This is a genomic window from Salinicoccus sp. Marseille-QA3875, assembly GCF_054950095.1.
Window position 1 is genome coordinate 2573004 of the sequence record NZ_CM143103.1, and the last position, 16043, is coordinate 2589046.

The 16043-nt window shown below is 40.6% G+C and carries 16 protein-coding genes; 14 read left to right on the forward strand and 2 right to left on the reverse strand.

Annotated elements, in window-relative coordinates; translation table 11 throughout:
- Positions 1–54: 54 nt before the first annotated feature.
- The 4 genes from dxs to recN all read left to right on the forward strand — a co-directional run bounded on the left by dxs (position 55) and on the right by recN (position 4933).
- On the forward strand, positions 55–1944 hold the full coding sequence (gene dxs, locus ACY8DT_RS13100; protein ID WP_462420754.1) for a 1-deoxy-D-xylulose-5-phosphate synthase: 1890 nt from the start codon (positions 55–57) through the stop codon (positions 1942–1944).
- Entirely contained in the window at positions 1925–2707 is a 783-nt protein-coding gene (locus ACY8DT_RS13105) for a TlyA family RNA methyltransferase (RefSeq protein ID WP_462420755.1), read from the forward strand. Before dxs ends, ACY8DT_RS13105 begins: the two co-directional genes overlap by 20 nt.
- Before the next feature lie 84 nt (positions 2708–2791).
- Positions 2792–3244, forward strand: a complete 453-nt coding sequence (ahrC, locus tag ACY8DT_RS13110) for a transcriptional regulator AhrC/ArgR (protein WP_092984970.1) — start codon at positions 2792–2794, stop codon at positions 3242–3244.
- An 18-nt stretch (positions 3245–3262) separates the two neighbouring features.
- A complete protein-coding gene (gene recN / locus ACY8DT_RS13115; protein ID WP_462420756.1) occupies positions 3263–4933 on the forward strand; it encodes a DNA repair protein RecN in 1671 nt (556 codons plus the stop codon).
- On the opposite strand, the gene ACY8DT_RS13120 is transcribed toward recN, so the two are convergent.
- Positions 4930–5190, reverse strand: coding sequence for a DUF2627 domain-containing protein (locus ACY8DT_RS13120; RefSeq protein WP_462420757.1), 261 nt, complete (start codon positions 5188–5190; stop codon positions 4930–4932). The two genes, recN and ACY8DT_RS13120, sit on opposite strands and share 4 nt — an antisense overlap.
- Positions 5191–5343: 153 nt before the next feature.
- Here ACY8DT_RS13120 and ACY8DT_RS13125 point away from each other — a divergent pair, with 153 nt between their 5' ends.
- The 8 genes from ACY8DT_RS13125 to ACY8DT_RS13160 all read left to right on the forward strand — a co-directional run bounded on the left by ACY8DT_RS13125 (position 5344) and on the right by ACY8DT_RS13160 (position 13659).
- Positions 5344–6234 (forward strand): phosphate acyltransferase, encoded by an 891-nt coding sequence (locus ACY8DT_RS13125; protein WP_462420758.1) that lies wholly within the window; start codon positions 5344–5346, stop codon positions 6232–6234.
- Positions 6235–6261: 27 nt separating this feature from the next.
- The gene (locus ACY8DT_RS13130; protein WP_462420759.1) at positions 6262–7356 is read left to right on the forward strand and encodes a Leu/Phe/Val dehydrogenase; all 1095 of its coding nucleotides are present in this window, start codon (positions 6262–6264) and stop codon (positions 7354–7356) included.
- 10 nt (positions 7357–7366) lie between these two features.
- Positions 7367–8431: a butyrate kinase gene (gene buk / locus ACY8DT_RS13135; RefSeq protein ID WP_462420760.1), complete on the forward strand. Its 1065-nt coding sequence runs from the start codon at positions 7367–7369 to the stop codon at positions 8429–8431.
- Between the two features lie 12 nt (positions 8432–8443).
- Complete coding sequence (lpdA, locus tag ACY8DT_RS13140) at positions 8444–9859, forward strand: dihydrolipoyl dehydrogenase (RefSeq protein WP_462420761.1); 1416 nt, start codon at positions 8444–8446, stop codon at positions 9857–9859.
- A gap of 11 nt (positions 9860–9870) precedes the next feature.
- On the forward strand, positions 9871–10866 hold the full coding sequence (locus ACY8DT_RS13145; RefSeq protein WP_462420762.1) for a thiamine pyrophosphate-dependent dehydrogenase E1 component subunit alpha: 996 nt from the start codon (positions 9871–9873) through the stop codon (positions 10864–10866).
- Positions 10859–11842, forward strand: coding sequence for an alpha-ketoacid dehydrogenase subunit beta (locus tag ACY8DT_RS13150; protein ID WP_462420763.1), 984 nt, complete (start codon positions 10859–10861; stop codon positions 11840–11842). The genes ACY8DT_RS13145 and ACY8DT_RS13150 overlap by 8 nt, the downstream gene beginning before the upstream one ends.
- A 28-nt stretch (positions 11843–11870) precedes the next feature.
- Positions 11871–13121 carry a dihydrolipoamide acetyltransferase family protein gene (locus ACY8DT_RS13155; protein WP_462422276.1) on the forward strand — a complete coding sequence of 417 codons (1251 nt, stop codon included), beginning with the start codon at positions 11871–11873 and terminating at the stop codon, positions 13119–13121.
- Between the two features lie 106 nt (positions 13122–13227).
- The gene (locus ACY8DT_RS13160) at positions 13228–13659 is read left to right on the forward strand and encodes a BrxA/BrxB family bacilliredoxin (RefSeq protein WP_462422277.1); all 432 of its coding nucleotides are present in this window, start codon (positions 13228–13230) and stop codon (positions 13657–13659) included.
- Between the two features lie 35 nt (positions 13660–13694).
- On the opposite strand, the gene prli42 is transcribed toward ACY8DT_RS13160, so the two are convergent.
- Positions 13695–13796 (reverse strand): stressosome-associated protein Prli42, encoded by a 102-nt coding sequence (gene prli42, locus ACY8DT_RS13165; protein ID WP_462420764.1) that lies wholly within the window; start codon positions 13794–13796, stop codon positions 13695–13697.
- A gap of 82 nt (positions 13797–13878) precedes the next feature.
- Here prli42 and ACY8DT_RS13170 point away from each other — a divergent pair, with 82 nt between their 5' ends.
- Both ACY8DT_RS13170 and ACY8DT_RS13175 read left to right on the forward strand, forming a co-directional pair.
- Positions 13879–14997 (forward strand): M20/M25/M40 family metallo-hydrolase, encoded by a 1119-nt coding sequence (locus ACY8DT_RS13170; protein ID WP_462420765.1) that lies wholly within the window; start codon positions 13879–13881, stop codon positions 14995–14997.
- A 237-nt stretch (positions 14998–15234) separates the two neighbouring features.
- Positions 15235–16038: a zinc ribbon domain-containing protein gene (locus ACY8DT_RS13175; RefSeq protein WP_462420766.1), complete on the forward strand. Its 804-nt coding sequence runs from the start codon at positions 15235–15237 to the stop codon at positions 16036–16038.
- Positions 16039–16043 lie beyond the last annotated feature (5 nt).

Here is a 16043-nt window from a genome sequence, read left to right on the forward strand (position 1 = left end):
ATACTGTTTATAATGTTATAATTAAAAACAGTAAATTCAAAGGTTGGATGTATTATGAATCTTTTTAAAATCGAAGACCCGAAATTCTTAAAAAAATTAAATATAAATCAATTGGAATCCCTTGCTCAGGATGTCAGGGAATTTCTGATACAGTCATGTTCACAGACCGGTGGACACATAGGTGCCAATCTCGGTGTTGTTGAACTTTCTATAGCACTCCATAAGCATTTCGATTCACCTGAAGATAAGTTTATTTTTGATGTCGGACACCAGGCATATATTCATAAAATTTTAACCGGCCGAATCGATCAGTTTGATACGCTGAGACAGTATAAAGGCTTATGCGGATTTCCTAAATTAAGGGAGTCTGAACATGACGTGTGGGAAGCCGGTCACTCAAGCACGTCTTTATCCGCAGCGATGGGCATTGCTAAAGCGAGAGACATCAAAGAGGAAAATTATCAGGTCGTACCTATTATCGGTGACGGCGCTTTGACAGGCGGAATGGCTCTGGAGGCTCTGAACCATATCGGTTCCGATAAGACGGACATGACAATCATTTTGAATGACAATGAGATGAGTATTGCCCCGAACGTCGGAGCAATGCACAATATGCTCGGCAGAATCAGGACGAATACCAATTACAACCGAATCAAGTATGATATTGAAGATGCTATTCAAAAAATGCCGCAGGTCGGATCAAGATTAAGAGATGTTGCCGACCGTATAAAAGACAGTCTGAAATATTTGGTAGTAGAAGGCGTTTTCTTTGAGGAGCTCGGAATAAAATATATCGGACCTGTAGATGGTCATGATTTTGAAGACCTTGAACAGGCGATCCAGTCTGCAAAAGACTATAAAGGTCCTGTAGTTGTGCATGTAATTACTAAGAAAGGCAAAGGATATCATCCTGCAGAGGATGATAAACTCGGCACATGGCACGGTCTTGGGCCGTATAAAATAGAGACCGGTGAAGTTCTTGGCAGTAAACCGACAGTGTCGTGGAGTGAATTCATGTCAAACTCTGTACTGGACAAAGCTAAAGATGAAAAAACGATTGTTGCAATTACGCCGGCAATGCCTGTCGGAAGCAAGCTGACAAAGTTCCAGAATGAATTGCCGAATCAATTTTTTGATGTGGGCATCGCCGAGCAGCATGCTGTGACAATGTCTGCAGGACTGGCTACCAATGGTATGAAGCCTTACCTTGCGATATATTCAACATTTTTACAAAGAGGATATGACCAGCTGCTTCATGATGTAGACCGTCAAAATCTCAATGTATTCATCGGTATCGACAGAAGTGGATTGGTCGGTGCAGACGGTGAGACCCATCAGGGTGTATTCGATATAAGTTTTATTTCTCCGCTGCCGAATACAACATTAATGATGCCGAAGGACGAGTATGAAGCAAAACAGATGATTGATCTTGCTTTCAGCCATGACGGCCCGATCGCACTGAGATATCCAAGAGGAAATGTTAAAGGTGTGGATATGACCGTTCCGAGAGAACCTTTAGAAATAGGTCAATGGGAAACCTTGCAGGAAGGTTCGGATGTACATGTGATTTCATTCGGGCCGACTGTTTCACTTGCAGAAGAAGCAGCGAATGCACTTCAACAAAAAGATATTGAAGCGGGTGTAGTAAACGCAAGATTCATAAAACCGCTCGATGAAGAATATCTCCATAAAATCGGACACGCAGATACTCCGCTTATCGTCGTTGAAGAGTCCATGCTGACCGGCGGTCTTGGCAGCATGATAGCTACATTTCTGAGTGATAATCACTATACCAATAAGATCAAGAGAATAGGTATAGACAATGAATATATTGAACACGGAGATGTGAACCTGTTACTGGAGGATATCGGCATCACTGCTGAAAATATTACACAGCAGGCTGTAAGACTAGTGGGAACAAAACATGAAAAAAGTACGTATTGATGATTTTTTGGAAGCTAACTTCAACATAGGCACATTGGATGAAATAGGCAGGATTATAATGGCGGGCAAAGTTTTGAACAACAATGAGCCCGTCTATAAGCCATCTGAAATGATACGGCCTGACAAAGCTGATATCAGATTTAAAAATATCAAACCTTTTGTATCCAGAGGCGGATTGAAATTAAAGCATGCGATTGAATCCTTCGACATCGTGCTGGAAGATAAAGTCATGATTGATATAGGCAGTTCTACCGGCGGTTTCACTGACTGTGCACTGCAAAATGGTGCATCAATGATCTATGCAGTGGATGTCGGTACGAACCAGCTGGATTATAAGTTAAGAATCCATCCTGATGTCGTCGTTAAAGAGCAGACAAATTTCAAAAGTACCGTGAGCGAAGATTTTAATCCTCCGCCTGATCTGATGACGATTGACGTGTCTTTTACATCAATCGTGCCCATATTGAGACATATCAGCGAATTATTTTATCATTCTTTTGAAATCATTGCGCTGATCAAGCCACAATTTGAAAGTTTTCTTGAAGAGCGTGAGGAAAATGGCATCATTACATCGATTGAAACCCATAAAAATGTAATTGAGCGTGTCATTGAAGAATGCCGTGATCTGAGATTCCACCCGGAAGCTGTCGTCAAGTCGAAAGTGAAGGGGACGAAAGGGAATCAGGAATATTTATTGTATTTAACTCATGAAAAAAGTATAAAAAACCATATTACTGATGAAGACATTCAATCTATTTTGTAGATGCATGTCTTTTTTAGTGCACTTTTATTGTGAGCTGTGATATTATATGTATAAATATACATGTTTTAAATATGGGGGATAACGATGTCAAACAAATCAATCAGACAGATAAAGATCAGAGAAATCATTACAAATAACAAAATTGAAACACAGGAAGACCTCGTAACAATGCTCAATGATTATAATTTTAATGTTACACAGGCAACAGTTTCAAGAGATATTAAGGAATTGCAGCTCATAAAAGTGCCGACGCCTACCGGTGCCTATGTATACAGTCTTCCTAAAGACCGCAAGTATCATCCTTTGGAAAAATTGGGCAGGTATTTGATGGATAGTTTCGTCAAACTCGATTATACTGAGAACCTCCTTGTTTTGAAGACGCTTCCCGGCAACGCACAATCAATTGGTGCAATCATCGACCAGCTGGAATGGGAAGAAGTCATTGGCACGATATGCGGGGATGACACATGCTTATTGATCTGCCGTAACGAAGATTCACAAAAAGCAATCAGAGATCGGATATTCAATCTGATCTGATAAATTGGAGTGTTGTAAGTGCTCTTACGTTTAAATATTAAAAACTTTGCAATATTGGAAAATATAGAACTCGATTTTCATAATGGACTGACAGTAATCTCTGGGGAGTCCGGCGCCGGTAAAAGTATGATCATCGAAGCGATAAATTATCTGTATGGCAAAAGAGCTTCACATGAGGATATAAGATATGATACAGAAGGCTCCCTGATAGAAGGTGTATTTGATTTTCCGGATACGCCGCGTGTCAGTGATTTATTGGATCAGTTTAATATCGTCCAGGATGAGCTTTATATCGTCCGACGTGAAATAATGCAGAACAAAAAAAGTATTATTAAAATCAACAATCATATGATCACTTTGAGCCAGCTCCGGACAATAATGGAAGAGGTTGTGAGTATTTTTGCTCAATCCTCACAACAGGATGCTCTGGATAAAGGGAAGCATATACTTTATCTGGATAAGTTTTTGGATATTCAGAACGAAGCTATATTTGACAGTTATCAAAAAGATTATAATGATTATTTATCAATTACAGAAAAGATAGATGAACTGGAATACAGAGACCGTAACAGAATTGAATCGCTGGAGCTGTATCAGCACCAATTCCAGGAAATTTCTGCCCTCGAACTGCAGCAGGACGAAGAAAGTCAACTTGAAGAAGAACTTGAATATTTGATGAATTTTGAGAAAGTTTATGATTCATTGAGATTTATAAAGGATATTCTGTCTTCAGAGAAAAGCCCGCAGGGAACCCTGTATGATCTGAATCAGCAGCTGGAATCCCTGTCCCAATATAATTCAGAATTTAAAGAGTACGGACCGACAATCATGGACAGCTATTTCATCATTCAGGAACTGGAATCACATATTACGTCCAGTATCTCATCCATGGATTATGATGAACAGAGACTGAATGATATTCAGGCGAGATTGAACAGCATCAACTTTCTGAAGAGGAAGTACAACAAAACATATGAAGAATTGATATTATATATGGATGAGCTGGATGGAAATATTAAAGAACTGGAAAATATATCCCATTCATTTGAAAAATTAAATTCCGAAAAAGAGGCACTGCTGGACAATATGGAACAGAATGCCAATGCACTTCATAACTTCAGGAATGACCGGAAGCATTTTTTGGAAAGCAGAATTCAAAAGGAACTCATGGATTTGGAAATGAACCAGGTTGATTTTGAAATAAAAATCAAACAGGGGAAATTCCATCAATTAGGGTATAGTGATATACAGTTCATGATATCAACCAATAGGGGCGAACCATTAAAAGAGATGAATAAAGTCGCATCAGGCGGTGAGATGTCCAGAGTCATGCTTGCGATCAAATCAATATTTACAGAGTATGATCAGCAGTCTCTGCTCATACTGGATGAAATCGATACTGGCGTCTCCGGCGGTGTTGCTACAAAAATGGCAGAAAAGATGAAAATACTTTCACGCGGCAGGCAGGTTCTGGTCATTTCCCATCTGCCGCAGGCAGCAGCCATTTCCGACCAGCATCTTTACATCTCCAAGGAAAGTGACAAAGAGCGTACGATTACAAAGACTGAATATTTGAAAGATGATGATCATGTTTATGAAATCGCAAGAATGCTGAGCGGTCAGGATGTTACCGAAGCAGCACTGCTCAATGCACGTTCATTAATAAAAACAAACACAACCGTTGATTAATCTTTATCAACAGTTGTGTTTTCTTTTTTCTGGAAACGTTCAGCAGCACGCTTATTCTTTTGTTCACGGTGCAAAATATACCCGCCGATAAACCATATACCTGCGATGGATAATACAAGTCCGACAATGAACTGTACTGCAGTCATAGTGAATGGATCATTGATGACTCCAAACATGCTGTCCCGCATTAGTTTTACACCCACACCAGCAAGTACCGCCGGTATCACCAGTATTAACAGTGCAATGAATTTCTGCATTCTACTCACCCAATCTTAATGTCTCTGTCATTATACATTGTACGATTAATTTGTTCAATTCAACAAAAATTCTTAATATTCCACATATCGGCTTTTTTGTGTAATTTCCGGTTTGAGTATGTATAATAAAAATTGAAGGGGGAAAGGTACTTAATGAAATTCGATGAAATTTTCAGTCAATTAAATACTGAAATGATTGCGCTTTCAGTTTCCAGAGCGGCATCTGAAGATGTGCTCCGGCCGGTATTGAAGCTGGTGGATGATTACGGAATAACCGCTCATCTCGTAGATGATGAAAAAGAGCTCAAGGAACTGATTGGATCTATAGATGAGGGATACTTGGATCATCCTGATATTATTATACATAATGTTCTGACTGATCAGGAGGCGGCATCATACTCAGTAAAATTAGTGGCAGACAATACGTGCAATATATTGATGAAAGGACTGATTCCGACATCTGTCATTTTGAAAGAAGTGTTAAATAAGAAACACAATTTGATCGTCAGTAAATTGCTCAGTCATGTTGCAGTGTTCGATCTGCCCAACTATCATAAACCCGTTTTACTTACAGATGCTGCAATGAACATAGCGCCGGGGGTTGAAGACAAGAAACATATCATAAATAATGCAGTGGATTTTGCACATAATCTAAACATTAAAAAGCCTAAAGTTGCAATGCTTTCTGCAATTGAAAAGATTAATCCTAAAATCTCAAGTACTTTAGAGGCTGAAAATATTATTAATAGTTATAATAGAGATGATTCACATATAGATGGGCCGCTTCAATATGATCTGGCTGTCTCTAAAGATGCTGCAGCAACAAAAGGGATTCAGTCTGAAGTCGCTGGTGATGCAGATATACTTGTTGCACCACAAATTGAAGCTGGAAATATATTGTACAAGTCTTTGGTCTTTTCTGCGGGTTCCAGGGTGGCTGCTGTAATTTTGGGAGCTAAAGTACCAATAGTTTTAACGTCCAGGGCTGATAGTGCTGAAGATAAATATAACTCAATATGTCTGGCTATGAAATCTATATCTTAATTTATTATCTACAAGGAGTGTTTTTAAATGATATTTGAAGAAATGGAACAAAATGATTATGAACAACTTGTTTTTTGTTACGATGAGGTTAGTGGTTTAAAGGCAATTATCTGTATACATGATACTACTCTCGGCCCTGCACTCGGCGGTGCGAGAATGTGGAATTATGAAACTGAAGAAGAGGCTGTCACAGACGTTTTAAGACTGGCAAAAGGCATGACTTATAAAAATGCTGCAGCCGGACTTAATCTGGGCGGCGGTAAAACGGTGATAATCGGTGATGCTAAAAAAGACAAGTCGGAAGCATTCTTCAGAGCGCTTGGCAGATACGTAAACAGTCTGGGCGGCCGTTATATTACTGCTGAAGATGTCAATACGACAGTTCAGGATATGGACCTCATATATCAGGAAACACCATATGTCTGCGGTATCAGTGAATCTTTCGGTTCCGGCGGCGACCCGAGTCCTAAAACTGCATTAGGTGTCTACATGGCGATGAAACGAACAGCTAAAGAAGCTTTCGGTGACGACTCTCTGAAGGGCAGGACTATTGCAGTTCAGGGCGTAGGTAACGTCGCATATACTATGTGCGGACTACTGCATGAAGAAGGCGCAAAACTTATCGTTACAGACATCAACCAGGAAGCTGTCGACAGAGCTGTCAAAGATTACGGCGCAACAGCTGTCGGTCTTGATGAAATTTACGGCGTTGAAGCTGACATTTTCGCACCATGTGCACTCGGCGGTATTCTAAACGAGGAAACCATTCCTCAAATGAAAGTGAAAGCAATTTGCGGCAGTGCAAACAACCAGTTGCAGGATGACGTAAAACACAGTGAGATGCTTGCTGAAAAGAATATTGTATATGCACCTGACTATGTTGTTAACAGCGGCGGTGTGGTCAATGTTGCCGATGAACTGGAAGGATACAATGAAGACAGAGCCGTTCAAAAAGTCAAAGATATATATAACCAGATGGATAAAATTTTCAGCATCGCAAAAGAGGAGAACATTTTCACTGCTGAAGCTGCGGATCGTCTGGCTGAAAAGCGTATCAACCAAATGATGCGTGTGAAGAGCACATTCTCTTTGAATGAAAAGAATCAATTTAATAAAGGATAATAAAAGACTTATGACTGTAAAAATATTAGTATTAAACTTGGGCAGTACATCTACAAAAGTTGCATACTTTGAAAATGTTGAAGAAATCAGCAATGATACTTTAAGACATTCCACGTCACAGGTCCGATTGCCGCTGATGGAGCAGGTTCCTTTCAGATTGAAATCGATTTATAACTTTTTAGATGATAATGATATCGATATAAATAAAATCGATGTCATCAGCGCCAGAGGCGGGTTGCTCAGACCGATCGACGGCGGTACTTACGGGGTCAATAAATTAATGCTGGACGAATTAAAAAGCTTCACCAATGGAGAGCACGCATCTAACTTGAGTGCAATCATTGCTCACGAAATCGGCAGGGAATATAATATTCAGGCAACGATTACCGACCCTGTAGTCGTAGACGAGTTGATCGATGAAGTCAGAATGACCGGCTTAAAGGATATTAAAAGAATTTCTATATTTCATGCTCTTAATCAAAAAGCTGTTGCACGTAATTATGCAAAAGCAGTCGGCAGAAATTACAATGATATCAATGTAATCGTTGTTCATATGGGCGGCGGGATTACAGTCGGTGCCCATGAGCGGGGCAGAGTCGTTGATGTAAATGACGGACTGTACGGAGATGGGCCGATGAGCCCGACACGAAGTGGTGCATTACCGAACAGGGCATTTGCAAAATACATCTTCGATAACCAGTTGACTTTACATGACATAAATACACTGATCAGTAAGCAGGGCGGATTCATATCACTGAAAGGGACAGAAGATGCTTTGAAAATAGAACAGGAAGCACTGGAAGGAGACCAATATTCAATGGATATCTACCGTTCGCTCAGTGTTCAGATTGCCAAGGAGATCGGTTCCAGAGCCGCTGTATTAAAAGGTGAGGTCGATGGTATTTTATTTACCGGCGGGCTGGCATACAGTAAATACCTTATTGGTCTGATCAGACCATACATTGAATTCCTCGGCGATATAGAAGTTTATCCCGGTGAAGAGGAAATGCAGGCACTTGCAGAAGGTGCGTACCGGGTACTTTCCGGTGAAGAAAGACTGAAAGAATATAGCTAAGGGGGACAAAGGATGGCAAATCAATATGATTTAGTCGTTTTAGGCGGCGGAACTGCAGGGTACGTTGCAGCAATCAAAGCCTCTCAACTCGGAATGAAAACAGCAGTAGTTGAAAGCTCCAAACTGGGCGGTACATGTTTACATAAAGGATGTATCCCGACGAAATCATTTTTAAAATCAGCGGAAGTAGTATCTGTCATGAAAAATGCTGAAATATTCGGCATCGATAGTGAAAGTCCGACGTTTGAAATGCAAAACATTGTCGACAGTAAAAATAAAACCGTCGATCAGATGTATAACGGCATTCAATATTTAATGAAAAAGCATAAAATAGATATCTTTGAAGGTCACGGCAGGATTTTAGGACCGTCGCTGTTTTCGCCGATGGCTGGCACAATTGCAGTAGAAGATCCCTATGATGATGAAGCTGAGAGTGAAATATTAGTCAACCAGAATGTTTTGATCAGCACAGGGTCTGCGCCGCGCGAATTGTCATTCCTGCCATTTGATCATGACCTGGTACTATCAAGTGATGATATGATGGAGTTACAGGACATTCCTAATAGTATTGCCATTATCGGCGGCGGTGTCATCGGACTTGAGTTTGCGAGTATGTTAAATGACCTGGGTTCAAAAGTGACAGTGCTGGAAGCAGGTGACAGTATCCTGCCGAACGAAGACAGAGATGTGAGCAGCACTCTGAAGAAATCTTTAACGGATAAAGGCATTCATTTTGAAACGGGTGTGAGTCTGGATGAAAATAATGTCAATTTGTCAGATGGCTCTGTGAAGATCAATTTAGATGCTGAAATGGTTTTTGATAAAGTTCTTGTTGCAGTGGGCAGAAGTCCGAACATTGATGATATCGGCTTGAGTAATACCAAGATTGAAGTGGAAAATGGTTTTATTAAAACAAATGAATATTATCAGACGAAAGATAATCATATTTATGCTGCAGGAGATTGTATCGGAAATCTTCAACTTGCCCACGTGGCAACAAAAGAAGCGATCAATGCTGTCACTCATATGGCTGACACGGAACCATACAAGCTGAATTACAATCAAGTGCCAAGATGCATTTATACTTCTCCGGAAGTGGCGGCAATCGGCCGGACTGAAGCACAGCTGAAAGAACTCGATATTGCATTTAAATCACATAAAATACCATTGAATGCGATTGGTAAAGCTGTCATTCAAGGTAATAGGAACGGGTTTGGCAAGATTCTGGTCGATCCGGCGACTCAGGACATTTTAGGTGTAAGCCTGGTCGGTCCGAATGTAACGGAATTGATTAATGAAGTTGCACTGGCACAATTTTTAGATGCCTCGGCATTGGAACTTGGAACGAGTGTTCATGCACACCCGTCGATTTCAGAAATCCTGATGGAACTTGGACTGGATGCTGAAGGAATGGCTATACATGTTTAAGGAGGTAAAGCATGAGAAATCATGAAGAAGTCGGCTTAACAGCGGATGATGTTAAAGAAATATACCGTACGATGTTACTGTCCAGAAAGATGGACGAGAGAATGTGGCTGTTGAACAGAGCAGGAAAACTGCCATTTGTAATATCCTGTCAGGGACAGGAGGCAACCCAGGTCGGGGCTGGATACGCACTGAACAAAGAAGAAGATATCCTGAGCCCATACTATAGGGATTTGGCATTGGTCACTCATTTCGGTATGACACCACTGGAGACGATGCTGTCGGCATTTGCTAAAGAAGGTGACGTACAAAGCGGCGGGCGTCAAATGCCTGGACATTTCAGTAAAAAAGTGAATAACATTTTAACGCAGGGTTCGTCAGTGACTACGCAGGTGCTCCATGCTGTAGGCGCAGCCTATAAGTTTAAATTAGATAATGAGAAAAGAGTCGCGCTTACAACCTTAGGTGAAGGTTCAACAAGCCAGGGGGATTTTCATGAAGGGTTGAACTTCGCGGGCGTCCATAAATTGCCTGTCATCTGCCTGATTGAGAATAATAAATATGCAATCAGTGTGCCCTCGCACCTTCAATATGCCGCAGAGAAACTGTCAGACCGTGCAATCGGCTATGGTATACACGGCGAACAGGTGGACGGCAATGATCCGTTCGCTGTTTATGAAGCGGTTAAAGCAGCAAGGGAAAGAGCAGTTAATGGAGATGGTGCGTCTTTAATAGAAGCAATGTCTACAAGGCTGACAGCACATTCATCTGACGATGATGATTCCTACCGTGCGATTGAAGAACGTGAAAAGAATAAAGAATCGGATTGTGTCGTCCACCTTAAAGAATATATGGTTGAAAATGAAATAGCTGCAGAGTCATGGTTTGTGGAAATTGAAGAGGAACTTAAAGAAATTATTAAGGATGCAACCAAAAAAGCGGAGGCTGCACCTTATCCAAAACCGGAAGATGCACTTAAGAATGTGTATGAGGAGGTAAACAATGGCTAAACTATCTTATCTCCAGGCCATTCACAATGCATTGGATTTTGAAATGGGTAAAAACGACGACGTTTTCATTCTAGGTGAGGATGTCGGCAAAAAAGGCGGAGTGTTCAAAGTGACGGACGGCCTGCAGGAAAAATACGGCGAACTACGTTGTCTGGATACACCTCTTGCTGAATCGAACATTGTCGGTACAGGTATCGGTGCAGCAATGATGGGTAAGCGTCCTGTAGCAGAGATTCAATTCGCAGAGTATATTTTACCGGCAACAAACCAGATTCTCAGCGAAGCGGCAAAAATCAGATACCGTTCAAATGGCGATTGGAATTGTCCTATGGTTATTCGCGCGCCTTTTGGAGGCGGGATCCACGGCGCACTGTATCATTCACAGTCAATTGAAACCATCTTTGCCTCAACGCCTGGGCTGAAAGTTGTCATCCCCTCAACACCAAGTGATGCCAAAGGTCTGCTGATCTCCGCAATAAGAGATAATGACCCGGTACTTTATTTTGAACATAAGAAAGCATATCGTCTTTTAAAAGAAGAAGTGCCCGAAGGTGATTATACGGTACCAATTGGAAAAGCCGATGTTAAACGATCCGGTGAGGACATCACAGTCATTACTTACGGTCTGTGTGTTAATTATTCACTTCAGGCAGCAGAAAGATTGTCGAAAGATGGTCATGATATTGAAATTCTGGATTTGAGAACCGTCTATCCTCTGGATAAGGAAAGCATCATAGCATCCGCTAAAAAAACCGGAAAAGTATTGCTGGTCACCGAAGACAATCTTGAAGGAAGTATAATGAGTGAGGTTTCTGCCATCATCGCAGAAAACTGTTTATATGATTTGGATGCGCCAATTATGAGACTTGCCGGGCCTGACGTACCTGCTATGCCTTATTCACCGCCGATGGAAGATTTTTTCATGGTGAATCCGGAGAAAATAGAAGAGAAAATGCTGGAATTAATAGAGCACTAAAGGAGGGGACACAGTGACAGAAATCAAGATGCCGAAACTTGGAGAGAGTGTTACTGAAGGTACGATAGAAAAATGGCTCGTCTCACCGGGAGATACCATTGAAGAGTATGATCCGTTATGTGAGGTCATTACAGATAAGGTCACAGCAGAAGTTCCATCAACTTTTGAAGGTACAATCGACGAAATACTTGTTAATGAAGGAGAGACCGTTGAAGTCGGCATAGCGATATGTACGATAAAGACCGACGGTAAGTCTGTTGAAAATGAAGACACAACAAAAAGCCCTGTAGAAAATGAGCCTGAGACGAATGAAAATAAAACTGCAACGCGACAGAAAACCGTTAAAGCGGACAAACCAAAAGATGCGCGCATTTCACCAGTTGTGATGCGCCTTGCAGGTGAACATGACATTGACTTGAATCGAGTCACAGGCACCGGATTTAACGGCCGTATCACTAAAAAAGATATTTTAAAAGTGATTGAAGATCCATCAGTGACAGCAGGGAAAGTTGACAGTGCACCTGAACCGGCTGAACGTGAGACAGCAGAATCTTCTCTCCCAGAGGGCACTGAGGTGACTGCCGGTGAAGAGATACCGGTAAGCGGTGTAAGAGCTGCAATTGCTAACAAGATGGTTCAATCGTCCACTGAAATCCCACATGCATGGCTGATGATGGAAGTGGATGCAACAAATTTGGTGGATACGCGGAATCAATTAAAGAGCAAGTTCAAAGAAACGGAAGGTTTCAATCTAACGTTTTTCAGCTTCTTTGTAAAAGCTGTTGCGGAAACTCTGAAAGAATATCCGATGCTGAACAGTTCATGGCAGGGTGATAAAATTGTTGTCAATAAAGATATTAATATATCGATAGCAGTCGCAAGTGATGATAAGCTTTATGTACCTGTCATTAAAAATGCGGATGAACTGACAATTAAAGGCATTGCAAAACAGGTGAATGAACTTGCATCTCTTGGCAGAGAGCATAAATTGACGAGTGCGCATATGTCAGGCGGAACATTTACCGTCAATAATACAGGCGCATTCGGTTCTGTACAGTCGATGGGTATCATCAATCATCCGCAGGCGGCTATTTTGCAAGTCGAATCTATTGTTAAGAAGCCTGTAATAATTGATGATATGATTGCAGTACGACACATGGTGAACTTATGTCTGTCAATAGACCATAGAATTTTGGATGGTCTTGTTGCCGGCCAGTTCCTGAAAACTGTAAAAGAGAAAATAGAAAAGATTTCATCTGAACATACTTCGGTGTATTAGCCTTTACAAAGCTTATTTTTAAAGATAAACTAAATTTAAAGTAAATATTATAAACCTTATCCTGAGATAAGGTTTATTTTATAAGGAGAGATTCGATATGAGTAATATGGATTTTAATTTATATATGAACGACATTGTCACTACAGCACGCAGTGAAATGCGTGAATCCGGATACACTGAGCTTACGACACCTGATGAAGTTGATCAGTATTTAAATAAAGAGGGGACGTCGCTTGTGATGGTGAACTCGGTATGCGGCTGTGCCGGTGGAATCGCCCGACCTGCTGCAAAACACGCATTGAACTATGACAAACTGCCAACGCAGCTGCTTACTGTATTTGCAGGTCAGGATAAGGATGCGACGGAGCATGTACGTGATAGAGCGCCGGAATATCTGCCATCTTCACCGTCGTTTGCACTGTTTAAAGACGGCAAGGTCGTCGATATGATTGAAAGACATGAAATCGAAGGTCATGAGACTATGAGCGTGATTACAAACTTACAGGCATGGTTCGAAGAACACTGCGAAGAAGTATAAAAAAAGAGGTCCTTTAAAGGACCTCTTTCATTTAATCAGACACCTGTAAGCATGCTGATGCCGAACAATAGACCGGATACGACAATCAGAAATACCATAAACCAGATAATGAATAGTCTTACTTTCTTGTTTTGCATTAATATCATCCTCAAATAAATTACTATAAATAGTATATTACACTCGTTTATGACAATCAATAATTATTGGAGAGGGACCGTTATGAATAAGGACCGTTTGATCACTCAGTTTTTCGAAATGTTAAAAGTAGATTCAGAGTCAGGAAATGAAAGAAAAATCGCAGATTATTTAAAAAAGTATTTTAAGAAATTTGATGTGGAAGTCATCGAGGACGACACTGCTGGAGTAACCGGCCATGGAGCCGGGAACCTTCTTATCCGGTTAAAGGGTGACCCGGATGTCGAACCGGTATATTTTACCGTGCATATGGATACTGTTACACCAGGCGTTGGTATCAAGCCCCAAATTGAAGACGGATACATTGTATCTGACGGTACAACAATACTGGGCAGTGACGACAAAGCGGGCATTGCAGCAATTATAGAAGCGCTTCATATCATCAATGAAAATGACATGCCTCACGGAGATGTTGAAATCGTCATTACTGTCGGTGAAGAATCCGGCCTGGTGGGGGCAAAAGCATTTGATACAAGCCTGCTGAAAAGCAGGTTCGGTTATGCAATCGATTCGACAGGCAAAGTCGGCACCGTCGTAACCACTGCGCCGACACAAAGTAAAATAGAGGCGCATCTCCATGGTAAAACCGCTCATGCCGGAGTGGCTCCTGAAGAAGGCATCAGCGCAATCAATATTGCTGCCAAAGCCGTCAGTCAGATGACACTGGGGAGAATTGATGAAGAAACCACGGCCAATATCGGCCGTATTGAAGGCGGCAGTGCAACCAATATCGTTGCTGACTATGCTTATGTACTGGCGGAAGCTAGAAGTTTAAATCCGGAGAAGATGGATCAGCAGGCAGCACATATGAGAGAAGCTTTCCAAAATGCTGCAGAATCACTCGGCGGCAGGGCGGAAGTCAGCATAGAGCTGATGTATGATCACCTTCATGCTGAATTAGATTCAGAAGTGGTGACAACTGTGCAAAAAGCGATTGAAAATATTGACAGAACGGCCGACTTCATTTCACTCGGCGGAGGAAGCGACGGAAATGTCTTTAACGGTAAAGGTATCCAGACAGTTGTTTTAGGTCTGGGATATGAAAATATTCACACGACTGCTGAAAGGATACCTGTCGAAGAATTGATTAAAGCTGCAGAATTAGTTGTAGAAATCATAAAAGTACAGCATCAGAAAAAATAAATATTCATATCTTTATTTTACGAACCTCGATGATATTATATAATCGGCCAGGCAGGAATTCATGAAAAATATGAATTCCTGCTTTTTTAATTGTATTTCCATACTTGTCACTTAAAATATTAATTATCTGATAATTTAATATTTAAAATACATTATTGAATTTAAACTTTATTTACATATTGCTCTGTAAATATTTTACTGGTATACTTTATCATGAATTAAATAAGGAGGAATAGTATGAAATGCCCTAATTGCGGTGCTCAAGTATTTGAAGAGGACAAGTTTTGTGGTGATTGTGGACAAGATCTCACTAAGATGAAACCACTTGCAGGGGATCCTGAACCTGTACTAAATGATGTAAATCAGGACCCATATTTAAAAGAATCTGAAAAAAATAATAATTATAACTCTTCGTCAAATCAGGGAAATGAAAAAGCGAAAACATATTTTACTGAAGTTCTTTCATTTTTCAAAGATGCAGTGCTCTCACCAGGCAGTTCAATTGGACGTCGATATGATATTTCAATTGTTGCAGGTACAATAGGTTTACTGTTATTGATTGGTTCATTAATTACTTTCGTACAGATGAGATCTGCACTTGGTGATGTTGTCATTCCATTTTCAACATTATTTGAATATCTTATCGCTATGATAATATTGTTCGGGGTTTTCTTTGGTATTACATATTTGCTGGTTCTCATCGTAATTAGAGAGAGTAAGCACTGGAAAGATATTTTTAATGATTTTTCTGTTCCGGCCGTCATTGTATTTACATTATTTATATTAGCTTCTTTACTGAATTTGATCACACTTTATGAACTTGGATTTTTAGTGAGCCTGGTCGGTTTTCTTTTATTCATCACTGCACCGGTCTACATATTTCTCAGATATGCTGAAAATAATAATGTGAAATTCGACAGTTTTTATGCATTGATAATCTACTATGTTCTTGCTGCAATTGTTTTTTATATCATGGGCAGACTGGTAGTCGGCATGTTTTTGGAAAACTTTATTTATGAATTAAACAACATGATGTTTTAACTGGG

Bases quoted from the DNA above. Each gene is read 5' to 3' on its own strand.
- ACY8DT_RS13145 (WP_462420762.1), top strand. From the start codon at position 9,871: ATGAGAAATCATGAAGAAGTCGGCTTAACAGCGGATGATGTTAAAGAA.
- ahrC (WP_092984970.1), top strand. From the start codon at position 2,792: ATGTCAAACAAATCAATCAGACAGATAAAGATCAGAGAAATCATTACA.
- ACY8DT_RS13170 (WP_462420765.1), top strand. From the start codon at position 13,879: ATGAATAAGGACCGTTTGATCACTCAGTTTTTCGAAATGTTAAAAGTA.
- lpdA (WP_462420761.1), top strand. From the start codon at position 8,444: ATGGCAAATCAATATGATTTAGTCGTTTTAGGCGGCGGAACTGCAGGG.
- ACY8DT_RS13155 (WP_462422276.1), top strand. From the start codon at position 11,871: ATGCCGAAACTTGGAGAGAGTGTTACTGAAGGTACGATAGAAAAATGG.
- ACY8DT_RS13175 (WP_462420766.1), top strand. From the start codon at position 15,235: ATGAAATGCCCTAATTGCGGTGCTCAAGTATTTGAAGAGGACAAGTTT.
- dxs (WP_462420754.1), top strand. From the start codon at position 55: ATGAATCTTTTTAAAATCGAAGACCCGAAATTCTTAAAAAAATTAAAT.
- ACY8DT_RS13105 (WP_462420755.1), top strand. From the start codon at position 1,925: ATGAAAAAAGTACGTATTGATGATTTTTTGGAAGCTAACTTCAACATA.
- ACY8DT_RS13150 (WP_462420763.1), top strand. From the start codon at position 10,859: ATGGCTAAACTATCTTATCTCCAGGCCATTCACAATGCATTGGATTTT.
- prli42 (WP_462420764.1), bottom strand. From the start codon at position 13,796: ATGCAAAACAAGAAAGTAAGACTATTCATTATCTGGTTTATGGTATTT.
- ACY8DT_RS13130 (WP_462420759.1), top strand. From the start codon at position 6,262: ATGATATTTGAAGAAATGGAACAAAATGATTATGAACAACTTGTTTTT.
- ACY8DT_RS13125 (WP_462420758.1), top strand. From the start codon at position 5,344: ATGAAATTCGATGAAATTTTCAGTCAATTAAATACTGAAATGATTGCG.
- ACY8DT_RS13160 (WP_462422277.1), top strand. From the start codon at position 13,228: ATGGATTTTAATTTATATATGAACGACATTGTCACTACAGCACGCAGT.
- ACY8DT_RS13120 (WP_462420757.1), bottom strand. From the start codon at position 5,190: ATGCAGAAATTCATTGCACTGTTAATACTGGTGATACCGGCGGTACTT.
- buk (WP_462420760.1), top strand. From the start codon at position 7,367: ATGACTGTAAAAATATTAGTATTAAACTTGGGCAGTACATCTACAAAA.